The organism is Aeromonas sp. ASNIH4, from assembly GCF_002934425.1.
Lineage (GTDB): Bacteria > Pseudomonadota > Gammaproteobacteria > Enterobacterales > Aeromonadaceae > Aeromonas > Aeromonas hydrophila.
The window spans coordinates 545,001-558,565 of the sequence record NZ_CP026217.1 but is presented as its reverse complement, the minus strand read 5'-3'; the positions used below and the strand labels follow the sequence as shown (position 1 = coordinate 558,565).

General features: G+C 50.6%; 9 protein-coding genes, 2 rRNA genes and 2 pseudogenes (1 of these 13 only partly in view). 3 read left to right on the top strand and 10 right to left on the bottom strand.

Annotated elements, in window-relative coordinates; all coding sequences use genetic code 11:
- The first annotated feature begins 9 nt into the window (after positions 1 to 9).
- A protein-coding gene (locus C2U40_RS02610; RefSeq protein WP_099368947.1) for an IS3-like element ISKpn10 family transposase occupies positions 10 to 1,097 on the top strand; the annotation gives its coding sequence in 2 pieces (ribosomal slippage) (positions 10 to 262 and positions 262 to 1,097; 1,089 coding nt in all).
- A 430-nt stretch (positions 1,098 to 1,527) separates the two neighbouring features.
- On the opposite strand, the gene C2U40_RS02605 is transcribed toward C2U40_RS02610, so the two are convergent.
- The 4 genes from C2U40_RS02605 to C2U40_RS02590 form a co-directional block, all read right to left on the bottom strand.
- Entirely contained in the window at positions 1,528 to 2,976 is a 1,449-nt protein-coding gene (locus C2U40_RS02605; protein ID WP_103829278.1) for a hypothetical protein, read from the bottom strand.
- Positions 2,976 to 3,902: a hypothetical protein gene (locus C2U40_RS02600; protein WP_199773234.1), complete on the bottom strand. Its 927-nt coding sequence runs from the start codon at positions 3,900 to 3,902 to the stop codon at positions 2,976 to 2,978. The genes C2U40_RS02605 and C2U40_RS02600 overlap by 1 nt, the downstream gene beginning before the upstream one ends.
- Before the next feature lie 76 nt (positions 3,903 to 3,978).
- On the bottom strand, positions 3,979 to 4,980 hold the full coding sequence (locus tag C2U40_RS02595) for a YagK/YfjJ domain-containing protein (protein ID WP_181014974.1): 1,002 nt from the start codon (positions 4,978 to 4,980) through the stop codon (positions 3,979 to 3,981).
- Positions 4,981 to 5,341: 361 nt separating this feature from the next.
- Positions 5,342 to 5,545: a helix-turn-helix transcriptional regulator gene (locus C2U40_RS02590; RefSeq protein ID WP_103829277.1), complete on the bottom strand. Its 204-nt coding sequence runs from the start codon at positions 5,543 to 5,545 to the stop codon at positions 5,342 to 5,344.
- Between the two features lie 496 nt (positions 5,546 to 6,041).
- Here C2U40_RS02590 and C2U40_RS02585 point away from each other — a divergent pair, with 496 nt between their 5' ends.
- A complete protein-coding gene (locus C2U40_RS02585) occupies positions 6,042 to 7,070 on the top strand; it encodes a hypothetical protein (RefSeq protein WP_146054415.1) in 1,029 nt (342 codons plus the stop codon).
- Positions 7,071 to 7,211: 141 nt separating this feature from the next.
- Here C2U40_RS02585 and C2U40_RS02575 read toward each other — a convergent pair whose 3' ends face one another.
- Complete coding sequence (locus tag C2U40_RS02575; protein WP_146054414.1) at positions 7,212 to 7,946, bottom strand: IS1595 family transposase; 735 nt, start codon at positions 7,944 to 7,946, stop codon at positions 7,212 to 7,214.
- 152 nt (positions 7,947 to 8,098) lie between these two features.
- A pseudogene (locus C2U40_RS02565) lies at positions 8,099 to 8,314 on the bottom strand (integrase core domain-containing protein); the annotation flags it as partial.
- On the opposite strand from C2U40_RS02565, the pseudogene C2U40_RS02560 reads away from it, so the two are divergent.
- A pseudogene (locus C2U40_RS02560) lies at positions 8,307 to 9,678 on the top strand (tetratricopeptide repeat protein). The pseudogenes C2U40_RS02565 and C2U40_RS02560 overlap by 8 nt on opposite strands.
- Before the next feature lie 86 nt (positions 9,679 to 9,764).
- Here C2U40_RS02560 and C2U40_RS02555 read toward each other — a convergent pair.
- From C2U40_RS02555 to C2U40_RS02540, 4 genes are all read right to left on the bottom strand, one after another.
- On the bottom strand, positions 9,765 to 10,982 hold the full coding sequence (locus C2U40_RS02555; RefSeq protein WP_103829275.1) for a tyrosine-type recombinase/integrase: 1,218 nt from the start codon (positions 10,980 to 10,982) through the stop codon (positions 9,765 to 9,767).
- A 252-nt stretch (positions 10,983 to 11,234) separates the two neighbouring features.
- A complete protein-coding gene (locus tag C2U40_RS02550) occupies positions 11,235 to 11,867 on the bottom strand; it encodes a LysE family translocator (RefSeq protein WP_103829274.1) in 633 nt (210 codons plus the stop codon).
- Positions 11,868 to 12,197: 330 nt separating this feature from the next.
- A 5S ribosomal RNA gene (gene rrf / locus C2U40_RS02545) occupies positions 12,198 to 12,312 on the bottom strand.
- A gap of 83 nt (positions 12,313 to 12,395) precedes the next feature.
- Positions 12,396 to 13,565, bottom strand: a 23S ribosomal RNA gene (locus C2U40_RS02540); it runs 1,719 nt beyond the window's last position.

Sequence of the window (13,565 nt, the reverse complement as noted above, 5' to 3'; positions counted from 1 at the left end):
AGGTTCTACATGAAAACATCACGCTTTAGCGATACCCAGATCATCGCCATCCTCAAACAAGCTGAGGCTGGAGCTCCCGTCCCGGAGCTCTGCCGCGAGCATGGCATAAGCACGACCACCTTCTACAAGTGGCGTTCCAAATTCGGGGGGATGGATGCCTCCCTCATGGCTCGACTCAAGGAGCTGGAGGACGAAAACCGCCGCCTCAAGAAGATGTACGCCGAGGAGCGCCTCAAGGCAGAGATCATCACCGAGGCCATGGCAAAAAAGTGGTAACGCCATCTGCCCGCCGGGAGATGGCGACCAAAGCCGTGACTCACTACGCCATATCCATCCGTCTGGCTTGCCGGATCTTCAAGGTCAGTGAAAGCTGCTATCGCTATCAGCCCGTGCTGGTCGATGAAAACCAGGAAATTGCCGATTGGCTGCTACGTATCACGGCCAGCCAGCGCAACTGGGGCTTCGGGTTATGCTTTTTGTACCTGCGCAACGTCCAAGGCTTTGGCTGGAATCACAAACGGGTATACCGGATCTATCGGGCGCTGGAGCTCAATCTGCGGATAAAACCCAGGAAACGGTTGGTTCGGGCTAAGCCAGAGCCGTTGGCGGTTCCCGACCAGCCTAATCAGTGCTGGTCGATGGACTTTATGCATGACCAGCTCAGCGATGGCCGCTCGGTGCGGCTGTTTAATGTGATCGATGACTTCAATCGTGAAGCGCTGTGCATCGAGGTGGATTTCTCCTTACCCGCCTCACGAGTCAAACGGGCGCTGGAGCAGGTGATCACGTGGCGAGGTAAGCCCGCCATTATCCGATGTGACAATGGCCCGGAATACATCAGCGAAGAGCTCAAGCGATGGGCGAAACAGGAGGGGATAACCCTGGGCTATATCCAGCCAGGAAATCCGCAGCAGAATGCCTACATCGAACGGTTTAACCGCACGGTGCGCTACGACTGGCTGGGCCATTACCTGTTTGAGTCACTGAATGAACTACAGGAGTTTGCCACGAACTGGCTGTGGGTTTATAACCATGAGCGGCCCAATATGGCGCTGGGTGGCTACACGCCGAAACAGCGTCTGGCACAGGCCGCATGACCTCTACTTTTGAATGCCCCTAAAAATGGGGGGATTACCCTACCAACTTAGTCGTGGATCTGAAAATTCTCAGAAAGGGGATATTGCACTCTACTTTCGCTTGAACATTGATGATGCATTCATCGAAGCGGCACCAGAGGTGATAGATTACGACCCTCACACCGGCAGTTCTTCACTCGAGGTACATCTATATCGCTTTACCAAGCATGCCATGTATAACTGGGGCTCTATCGAGCACGACTACCCCTGGGCTGATCATGAAGTTTGGACCGGCCAAGCGCAGGAATACCCAGAGGTAGAGTGTTGCAGTAAACGCTTTGCGCTAGAAACCGCAATCACTACCCCAGGCCAGATTCACGATTGGATTGCCAGCCAACTGGCACTTACCTCACGGTAATAAATAGGGCCACTCTTCTTGGTGGCCCATTAGTTAGGCATTCATGAAGCTATCGAGCTCGTCCTCACTTGCAATGATGAGTGCTTCATTGACTCCATAAGCTCTGGCCAGTTCGACGCTAGCCAGCAGGAGTTGTTGGTTGGTCTGTATATTGAATGCGGCCTTTGTCAAATCACCCAGCGCGTCAAACTCAGCCATAATGCGTGCCAAAGCCTGTTGTTCAATCTCGCTTAGCCGTTTAATAAAGGCTTCTTTTTTGTGATTCATTTCAGCGATCATTTTGTCGCTCATACCTTTGGCAACAGTGACCAGCATCTTTCCTGAGATTGAACCGATGAGAGCGCCGAGCACTGGGATCGGGATGACTGTTTGGCCAGCTACAGTCATGGCGCCAACAACAGCTGCTTCTGCACACACAATCATGCCCAGATCGGTGAACTGCTCTATATCAATTTCCCCCCTTTGTAGTGACAGGGTGAGACTTCCAACACCTTTGGCCGCTGTGACCAGAGCGCTGGCAAAAGGAGCTCCCATACCGGCAAAGTTTGTCAGCGTGTAGATTGCTCCCGCAGACACTCCTCCGATTAGAGCACCATTGGCCGTATCCATACCAAGCTCTTGCCAATCGTTCTTTGTGAGCTCACCTTTGAATATGTTCCTTCCTTCACGGTATTTCTTGTAGATCCCTGTACCCAAAGTCACTGCGCCAGCTACTGCGGCTCCCATCATTGCAGCATTCGCAGCTCCCTGGAGTGATGGCCGGTGGTCATCAACAATCTCGGTTTTCTTTTCCTGATTTTGATCCGCAAGTTCCTGATCATACTTATCCAGCGTGTCATCAATCCGCCCTAGTTGCACGTCACGATAATCGGATATTCCAGGGCGGACTAGGTCATCAAACGAGCGTCCAGTGGCCTGCTCCATGGCCGCGACTTTTTCTTGGATTGCCCTGATAGATTTTTCATTTAAGTTATCAACTGGCTTACCATCCAGAACATCACGAATGGTTTTCCAGTGGTCTTTTGGTATGTGATAAATCTCATCCTTGCGGCCAAATTCTGGGTACTTGTCGAGGTGTCTGAGGACATGATCGAGATTGTCTTTGGCACCGTTTATGAATTTCGACTGCACAGCAACGTTATCGATCATGTAGTCCACAGGGGCGGTGCGACCCACCCCCTCGAACGTAGCTTTAAGCAATGACTCGTCTTGCAGTCGTTCCTCAATAGCTTGGCGAGCATTGCGCACACCTACCTCGACCTGCTCGGCAATTTCACCATGCTTAGTGGACATCGAGCCAAGAATGCCACTGGGATTGGCAATGAAATCCCGCACCTTCTGCATCTGCTCAGTGGCCACCTCAAAGGCAATGTGCTGTGCGTCAAGTTGGATATTCATGGCTTGTTGATTCATTTGATTAAGCTGATCAACAACAATTCCTGTGACTTGATCCTTCACTGGTTCAGCATGCTTCACTACCATTACTTAACCTTTTTGTTGATTAGCTGAGACAGCGAGTTGATGTGATTGATCAGTGAGGCAAGTTGTTGCTTTTGGCCAGGGGCAAAGTCTTTGTAGTCGTGAGGCGCAGTCTTGCTTAGCACGTCGATAATGCTTTCCGTACCGTGATAATGCTCGGAGGTAAGCGAAACCATTTTTTTAACGGTGGTCTGGACAACATTGAGCTCACTACATTGAGCAAGTAGTTTGCGCTCTTCGCTTCGAGTATCTTCAATAATCTTGCTGTTTTTGTTACGAGCTAGTAACGCGCCGCCAGCTATGCCAGCCGCACCTATTCCCCACCCCAGTGGCCCAGCAAGTGCCAGCAATGCTCCGCCAGCAGACATGCCACCACCACCTGCAGCAAGGGCGCCACCTCCCAACCAAGCCAGGGCCGCGTTAGTTGCCGCTGCACCACTTAGCGTTGCGATAGCAGTCCCTGTAGATGCTGTACCAAATGTAGTTGCTACGGCCAAAGCAGCTGTGGGTGCAAAAGCTGCGAAGCCAGCACCTGCAGCAATCCCAACAGCGGCAGTACCCTTACCAACATGTGATTTGTTATATTCCATCTCAAGCTTTTCGACGACGTCATCAAACTCAACGATTTCAGCTTTGAATTCTGCAAATGATTTATCGAATTCGATGGGGGTATTCTTCATTCTGTTGATATAACTCTCAACTCGAGTGATCAACTCTTTACTGCATTTGGCGCGCCACTCATAGAGAGCAGTGATCTCTCGCTGGGCCAGCACAACGTAGGCTTTGCAGCGCGTTTCAGCAGTTTCAAGGTCTTGCAGTGCTTTTTTCCGTTCAGCGTTTAGGAACATGTAACCTCCATTGTTATTAACCATTTTTAAAGTCGCCCAACTATCTCCGTCGGCGATCACTTCCAGATTATTGAATATCATGCAGTTATAGGGTGCGAAACATCACATTCCCACCATTCTCAGTGCAATCTGAATCCAAGATTCCTTGAGGGCTGTATCAGTTGGCCAACTGAATAGCCCCAGTTCCATAGCTCACGCTCCGTGGCCTCCCCCCGCGAGGACGGGCTACCGAGATCTCCATGCGACCAAAGGTTCGGCGACCTGCTGGGAGGGTAGCCAATATCTGCTCATCGGGTTTGGTCAGATAACCAAGAGCACTCAGTAGTAGATCCTGTTTGCCGGTATCTGCGTAATGCACCATACCAATCCCATCGGTCCCCCATTCTTGGTACTGGACTCGCCTGCTATTGCAGTTGTAATAGTTCCCCTGCCCATCGGTGATGGTCTCCCACTGCTCCCCCAGCAATCGCCCCAATGAGATATCCTGCTGATGCTCAGCCCCGTTGAAGATAAAGGTGAGGTGAAAATGGAAACGCCGGTCGGCACCATATTCTATCTTCCAGATATATCCCACAAGGTGTTTGAATCGTCGTTGTATTACGCTCAGGTAATGACGCAGGTTATCGGAGGTGTTATCCACGGTTAATCGATGATAGTGGGCCTCGCGATACCCAATATCCAAACGAATGAATAATAGCTTTGCATGTTGAGCGAATAGGCTGTTGATATAGGTCGCTATGCTGCGCTGATTGCGTTTCTCAACGCGTCGAAGGTTATTGAGACGCTTACGGTGCGACTGACTCTTTAACTCGCTTAGGAAGGCTTCCAAGGCGTTATTGATAGCATCTGCCAGTCTATGAGCAGTCTGACTATTGAGAGAAACCATCTTGGCGAGGTGTAGCCTTGGTACTGCTCGCATATAAGTCAGGAATAGCTCGATGGTAGGGTGGGCTGATGATATCTCGGTGTGACAGTAGAAATAATCACACACGGTATCCAATACGTTAAAGAGGCAAGTCGATAATGGTCCATTCGAATAATCTAAATCTATATGCAGCTCGCGGATAGGAGTATATGCCACGATGACGACTGGGAAAGTCGTATGCTGGAGTTTGCGTGATAGGGTCAGGATATCCAAGAGTCTAACGGTATTAAACATGATGGTCTCGCTTAGGCAGCGTTACCCCTACGCGGTGTGATAGACACACGCGTATAAGCGGGTATGGTTGCTCATAGTGGAATGTGGTTATATATACGGGTGTAGTGGTATGCGGGTGTAGCAATAGGATGCTGGGGTATCCATGGCGTTGAGTGGTGATGCGTAGCGTACTTAGTGTGCATGGTAATAAATGGTATTAAATAATATATAAACCTAAACTCTATACTTACCATGAAGGGTGGCTGACAGTGAAAAGTAAATATAAGAAGAGATAGCCTATTTTACTGTCTCATTAGCAGTAAAGTGGTTCGTATGATGACAGGAAGTTAAGGAGCCTAATTGCTGTGAAAAATATATTGGCTTAGGACTGACTCCGAAGGATGAGCCAACTGTCCACATCATGCTCAAACCAGCCGATGGAAGATTTGCCAATCTTGAACGGTTTGGGAAAGGTGTTGTCATGGCGAGGTGACTTTGGATCAAGCCAGTCGTATATGGTAGAACGTGCCATGCCAATCTTGGCGATGAGGTCTTTGGTGCGCAGGACTTTGATGGTGTTGTTCATGGTGTGCTCCTGATGATGTGGTGGGTTGTTTCATCAGAAGGGCGGGCCAGTTAAAAAAAACAGATTTCAACAGAGGCATCTTGTAAAATAGGCTTACAGAGGCAGTAATAAGCCTATATAGCAGCATCAAAACGTCAATGTATCTGTAAGCCTATACGAACTCAGATACTTGGTTGGCTTTCCGATAACAGGAGCAAGGAGGGTGGCTCGTCTTTTGGTCGAACGAGCTCGGCGCGCAAAAAAGGGAGCCGGACCTCTCTGAGGCAAGGTTGTTGTGACACCCAAGTTTTTTCATGAGCATAAAATCAGCCTGAAATCAACATAAAACAATCTACTTTTCTATCCTAAATCAACGAAAAATCGCCTCTCTTTAGCGTAAAATCTACATAGTAATCTTTATTTCAGAGGACTGAGTTCCCCTTCCTCATGATGTGGTTCTCTCAGGTTGAGACTCTTACAGAGCTAAAATGCAGGCTTGATTTACGGCGAGGTTCAAATGGCAAAAGTGACATGGCATCCCAAAAAGGAAGAAAGAGAAATCACCTTTCTCTATCATTTGTTTTTTTATGACGATAATCGGCGCCGCAGAGAAATTTCAGTGCCAAATATTGAAGAACAGGCAAATAGGCTGGAATTGTTTATAAGTGATGTTGTTGCTGATATAAATGAAAGAGAAGAAAGAAGGCTATTGGCAAAAGAATTAGATAATATTGGTATATCTCCTTATCAGGAGGAGTTTGAAGAAGAAAATACAGTAAAAAAACTGATGCTGGATATGTTCAATGAACATTGTCTGGGCACGAAAAACTTTGATTGGATTGATCCTGATAATGAACGGTTATGCAATTTTGTTTGGTCCTATCTGCGAGTCGCCACTAAAGGCAGGAGAGATGGCATCCTTCGATGCAATCAATCACTTATTATTGATGATAAAAACAAACTGATGGTTGATGTATTGCCTTCGCTTGGTCTGAATGAGAGCGTCTACTTTGATCTTAAATTGCCAGTTCACTTAACTAATAGCCGAGAAAAGAGGGAGTGTATAATTTATTTCTTTGATCTATGGATGGTCTCTCGACAAGATAAAGAGCGGCAACTTCAGTATTTTGTAAACGTTTGGGGTGAAATTAAAAATAAATCCAAGATGGAGGATTGGTTAATAAAAAATGAGGGGATGGCAGAGTGGGCTTGGAATTATACATTCAAAACTTACCTTGCATTCACAGCTCCTGCTTGGCTTGATTTATCAGGGGTAAATAAAAATGACAAAGCAAAACAAGCTATGATTACGCTTTACGATCTGTTATCGATAGATCATCGCACCATATTAATGGCCTCGATAAGAAAGAGTGGAACTGTGCAAAAAAATCGCATCAACTCAGAAAATCGTAAGTCTATGAGCATTCCACTTTCCGAAGAACGGAAAGAAATGCTAAAGAGGATTGCAAAGGATTCAAACCGCCGGATCTATCAGGTTGTAGAAGATATGATCGATCAAGAATATCAGCGACAATATTCACACTAAATATAGGTGGCCTAATAGGCCACCCTCTTATTTATCCACTGAAGACCCCGTAACAAACTCCGCCCAAGCATCCATCATGGGCCGACGCTGAACCAGCAAGTCAGTGCGATGATAGGCGGCTTCGACCTTATTTTTACCTGATTACCCATGACCCTCAGCCAGCGTCAAGAGCCGATATGGCATCGGAGGGCTTGCCACGACTGCATGCCCCAATTCAACCAACATGCTCTTGAGGTCAAAACGATGATTAAACCGGAAGCAGTATTCCGCAAGATGCCTTGGTAAATGTTTCGCTCCGAGCGTATGGCAACTGCCCCGCAGCGAGTTTTTCACATTTCCTATCATCGTGTTTACCCAGTTGAATGCCGGATGATCCAGCCAGTCCAGGTTGCCCCCGGTGACAACACCCAGGTGCTCACAATTGGCCTCCTTGACCGCTTTGAAACAGGCCAATCCATCGGATATCACCGCGCTACCACTGGCAATATGCCGTTTTGCCCAATCAGCAACGGACTTGGTTTTGAAACCATCGACCACCGTCATCCGCATCTTGATTGGATGTCCTTCCTTGTTCAGGGCCACTGCTGCCACAAACGGCGTCTTGCCTGCCGCGCCCCGACCCCGTTTGCCACCACGGCGCTCGCCACCCCAGTAGACATCATCGAGCTGAATGATGCCGCTGATGGGGTACCAGTTCACCCAGCGATTGATCGATGACCGGGCGGCGGCTGTGAGCCGAGAAACAGCCGAGACACTGTGCCCGTCAGCAAGGAGCAAGATGGCGTTGAGCCTCCGGCAGAGATCTTTATCTTTGGTCCGGTGCATCTTGTTGATGATCCGGCGTCGCTCATCATGGTCGGGGAGTGTTAGTATCATTTCGGGCTCGGCTCGTTTGTCGTTTGATTGGTTTGGCGATTAATCAGATCGCACAAACGACGCCGAGTTCCCTTCTTTCCCGGATAAGTGATCTACATTTCGGAACGGTTATTTAGTTATCACCTGACACCGGCCTCAAACCGGTGTCTTGTTTACGCTACTTTAGTGCGCACTTCCTTCGGTATCAATTTCAGACCCTTCTTGAACATGCTGTAGGGGGTCTGACCCTCCATCATCCTGCCCTGATGTGGCCGCTGGGTGTTGTAGTGTTCCAGGTAGCTATCCAGGTCTGTCTGCATCTGTTCTACCGACTCATACCAGGTCGTTCTCCCCTTGATACGGAAGTGTTCATCCAGCAGTGTGCGATACCGTGCCTTATGGCTAGTGCTGGCGACCAGCATACTTGCAGCCTGTACTTCCACTACGTCACTCACTGACGCCGAGCTATCCCAAGCAGCAAAGCAGGGGGATGGCCGAGCTAAATATGAGCTGGCCAAGCGCCTAGCCAAGCAACCTGATTACCCCAACGCCATGCACTGGATGCAGCAAGCGGCAGAGCAGTCGGGCCCTTTGGCCGCCGATCAGCAGATCCGTGCCAGCGCCGCGTGACAAGTAGGTGACTGGTATCAGGCTGGGCTCGGTGAGCCCAAAAATCCGGCGCTCGCTACACAGTGGTGGCAGCGCTCGGCTCGCCTTGGCAACATCAATGCCAGCTATCGGCTGGGCCTTATGTGCCAAGATCAGCATGAAGGCAAGTTGGTGAGTGAATGTCTCGACTGGTTCGAGCAAGCTGCCAAGCGGGATCATGCCGAAGCTCAGTTGATCCTGGCCAAGTGGTACGGTAAACAACCGGGCGCAGATACTGATGCCATCAAGTGGCTCGAGAAGGCGGCAGAACTGGGTAACCGTGATGCCCAGTACCTGCTGGGTGAGCGATATGCGCAAGGTAAAGGGGTTGCTAAACGCCCAGATCTCGCCCAAGGCTGGAATGACAAGGCTGCTGCCCAGCAGCAACCGGAAGCTTCGTTACTGCAAGCCAAACAGGCCCCCCCCCGCCATTGCTTTCGCGGCCTATCAACGAGCAGCCAATGCGGGCTCTGCCGAAGCTGAACTCTGGCTAGGTAAGGCTTATCTGGCAGGGAAACAGGTTCCCACAGATCCTGCCTTGGGACGTTACTGGCTGGAGCTTGCTGCTGGTCATGGTTCCCACGAAGCAGAGTACCAACTGAGCTTGCAGCAGGTAGACCAGAAGCAGCAGGTCTACTGGTTAGAGAAGGCAGCTGACGGTGGCGTAACCCACGCGTTGTTCGCACTGGCGGAGTTACAGCAGGAGCAAGGTGAACTGGAGCAGGCCAGAGCCAGCTATGCCAAGGCCGCCCAACAAGGACACATTGCCGCGCAGTACACCTTCGGTGAAATGCTTCGTTTGGGGCTGGGTGGCAAAGAGGATTACGCGCTGGCTCTCAAGCAGTATCGCCTGGCGGCGCAACAAGGTGACCGCATGGCGCAATACCGAATGGGAACACTGCGAGAGGAAGAAGGCTTGGGTGCTCCACGTAACTGGATACATGCCTATGCCTGGTTGTCACTGGCGGCAACAGAGGGGATGCCAGAAGCCGTGCAAGCCCGCGATGAACTGGAGGCCATGATGACCAAACCCGAGGTCAAGCAGGCTCAGAAGCTGTCGGAGCACTGGTTTAGCAAAATGGCCTCAGCGGTGCGGAATGGGTAAAAAATAAATGGAGGTTACACTTGGTGTAACCTCCTGACGCATAGCTTGCAAAACGAATCTAACTGATGAAAAGTGCAGTTGCTCCCCTACCTCACTTTTAGATGCACGATATTATCTTCCTGTTTTAGTGATGGCTTTAAAATCCCTCCCCACAGCTCCAAAGCCATTTTTTGTTCCGGTAACCGAACCGTGTGAACATAGTGAGCCATCACACCTGGCAGAGCATGACCTAATATTTGCTCCACGACATGGGGGGCAATCCCAGCCTCGTTAAGACGGGTCGCTAAGCTCCTTCGCAGATCGTGCCATGTCCAAGGGGCGCTATGCCCAATCCGTTTCCAAATCCCCCTTCCCCACTGACTTACCGCTTCTGGTCGCTTGAGCTCCCCTAGCAAGTATGAGGATGACTGTGCGGCGGCTGCTTTCAGCAAGAGATCTATCGTCGGCCGAATAAAATCAGGTATTGGTCTCACGATTTTATTACCTGTTTTTGAGTTGGACGCAGGTACTGTCCATGTACCTTCGACTAGATTCCATTCTTCGGGTGCTGATAGCCGAGCTTCTTGAGTTCTGGCACCGAACGACAACAGAATCTTGGCCAAATTTCCGTAGTAGCAATATGGACCGAGCTTCTCAGCCCACTCCCATAGTGTTCGCAGTTCTTCTAGCGTCAGAACCCTATCTCGCTTACTCGCTTTTTGCCCAACATCAGCAACAGTCAAGTCATCCAACGCATTACTCACTGCAAACTGTCTGACACGGCAAAACTTCAGAGCATGCTTACAGTTTTGGAAACAATACCCACTAGCCACAGGTGCTACCTTCGAGTACTCGTCAAAGACGCTTAACCAGTGACGAGTATCACAATCTGACAAAGGAAGATCTCCGATACGGGGATAGACCCACTTAGCAAATTGCTGGCGATGCTTCTCACTGTTGGACCTTTTCTTATCAGCGTGATGGCAGAGCCAATACTCGAGTGCATCTTTAACCGTGACAGGCTTCAGCCTTTCGTCTTTCCCGATCCGCGTCATCAAAGCGGGATCATTGCCCTCTTCCAACCAAGCTCGACATTGCGCCGCCTTTTTCCTTGCTTCGGAAAGCGACAGCCCCCCCTCCTGGCCGGTATAGGAGCCCAGAGTTAGGTTTTTTGCCTTGCCTAAAATTCGATAGCGGTACACGAAGCTGACTTTTCCGCTATTCCTCCACAGAACAGATAGCCCATCCCTGTCTGCAACCTTTCTGGGCGTATCATCATCGTGACCACGTAGCATTGCCTTGAGTTTTGAATCTGAGATTGCCATTTTGAACCCACACCTGAACCCACACCTGAACCCACACCTGTCTTATATCCCCTAAGATGGCTTTAGACAAGAATGGAAAGTTAAATGATATAAATCAATCAGATATGAACAATTCACAGACAACATAAAACAGCATTAGACAGGTAGTGCGATAATACGGCATGAACTGATTTCAGTCAGCCTGCTGCAGTGCAGACGAAGGCGTATCCCAGCAATGGGATACGCCTTTTTCTATGCCCGGCGTTTACCCTCTCACTCCACGGCCAGCTTGATGCCAAGCCCCACGAACAAGCCTCCCATCAGGCGATTGAGCCAGCGGCCCAACCAGCCAGGCAAGGCCACCCTACGGCTCGCATAGGCGGTCGAGAAGGCCAGCAGATGGCACCAGATCATGCCGTTGAAATTGAAGATGCAACCCAGCACGATGAAGGCCAGCGCCTTCTGCGGTGCATCGGGAGCGATAAACTGGGGAACAAAGGCGAGGAAGAACAGGGCTACCTTGGGGTTGAGCACATTGGTCAGCAACCCTTGCCGGAAGATCCGGCCGTAGGAGAGCACAGGCAGCCGCACGGCAGGCTCGCAAACAGCCGGTGAGTCAGCCCCTTGCCACAGGAGCGATCCTCCCAGATAGACCAGGTAGAGCGCTCCTATCAACTTGATGACAGTGAACAGCTCGGCCGAAGCACTCAGCAGAGCCGACAGTCCCAGCGCCGCCGCCAACACATGCACCATGGTGCCCGTCCCTATTCCCAGCGCCGCCACCGAGCCGGCCCGCCAGCCTTGTGAACCGCTGCGCAACATGATGAGCAGGGAGTCCGGTCCCGGCATCATGTTCAACAGCAGACCGGATACGACAAACAACGCCAGATCATGGATCCCCAACATACACAGCTCCTTATGCCTGAAAGAGACAGTCTATGGATCCAGCCTTCCTTGTCATCCCCCGCAGCAGCAATAGTGATCATCGACGAATGGAATAGCTGCACAGCCCAAGCGCTACAAGCGCTCAGATCCAGTGGCTGGAGGGAATGGTGAGATTTGAATATGAGTAGATGAACAGCGAGATATCGAGTGTTCAACAACACCAATCCAGCGGTACTGAAGCATTCACAACAAAGGGGGAGCAATAATTAGAGCTGACACCAAGACAGCAACACGCTGAATTTCAGGCAATAAAAAACCCCGCTCAAATGAGCGGGGTTTCTCGTGTTAGGTGCCTGGCAGTGTCCTACTCTCGCATGGCGAATGCCACACTACCATCGGCGCTACCGCGTTTCACTTCTGAGTTCGGCATGGGTTCAGGTGGTTCCACGGCGCTATGGCCGCCAGGCAAATTCTTCAATCTAAGAAAGCTGATTTTGTTGTTCGTTCTCGGTATCTGCTACAAGCCTTAGAACACTTCTTGGGTGTTGTATGGTTAAGCCTCACGGGTAATTAGTATGGGTTAGCTCAACACGTCGCCGCGCTTACACACCCCACCTATCAACGTTGTGGTCTCCAACGGCCCTTTAGGACCCTCAAGGGGTCAGGGATGACTCATCTCAGGGCTCGCTTCCCGCTTAGATGCTTTCAGCGGTTATCGATTCCGAACTTAGCTACCGGGCAGTGCCACTGGCGTGACAACCCGAACACCAGAGGTTCGTTCACTCCGGTCCTCTCGTACTAGGAGCAACTCCCTTCAATCATCCAACGCCCACGGCAGATAGGGACCGAACTGTCTCACGACGTTCTGAACCCAGCTCGCGTACCACTTTAAATGGCGAACAGCCATACCCTTGGGACCGACTTCAGCCCCAGGATGTGATGAGCCGACATCGAGGTGCCAAACACCGCCGTCGATATGAACTCTTGGGCGGTATCAGCCTGTTATCCCCGGAGTACCTTTTATCCGTTGAGCGATGGCCCTTCCATTCAGAACCACCGGATCACTATGACCTACTTTCGTACCTGCTCGACCTGTCCGTCTCGCAGTTAAGCTGGCTTATGCCATTGCACTAACCTCCTGATGTCCGACCAGGATTAGCCAACCTTCGTGCTCCTCCGTTACTCTTTGGGAGGAGACCGCCCCAGTCAAACTACCCACCAGGCACTGTCCGCGACCCAGATTCATGGGCCTGCGTTAGAACATCAAACATACAAGGGTGGTATTTCAAGGACGGCTCCAGCGCAACTGGCGTCACGCCTTCAAAGCCTCCCACCTATCCTACACATGTAGGTTCAATGTTCAGTGCCAAGCTGTAGTAAAGGTTCACGGGGTCTTTCCGTCTAGCCGCGGGTACACCGCATCTTCACGGCGAATTCGATTTCACTGAGTCTCGGGTGGAGACAGCATGGCCATGGTTACACCATTCGTGCAGGTCGGAACTTACCCGACAAGGAATTTCGCTACCTTAGGACCGTTATAGTTACGGCCGCCGTTTACCGGGGCTTCGATCAAGAGCTTCGCTTGCGCTAACCCCATCAATTAACCTTCCGGCACCGGGCAGGTGTCACACCCTATACGTCCACTTTCGTGTTTGCAGAGTGCTGTGTTTTTGATAAACAGTCCCAGCCATCTGGTCACTGCGACTCCCAACTGCTCCA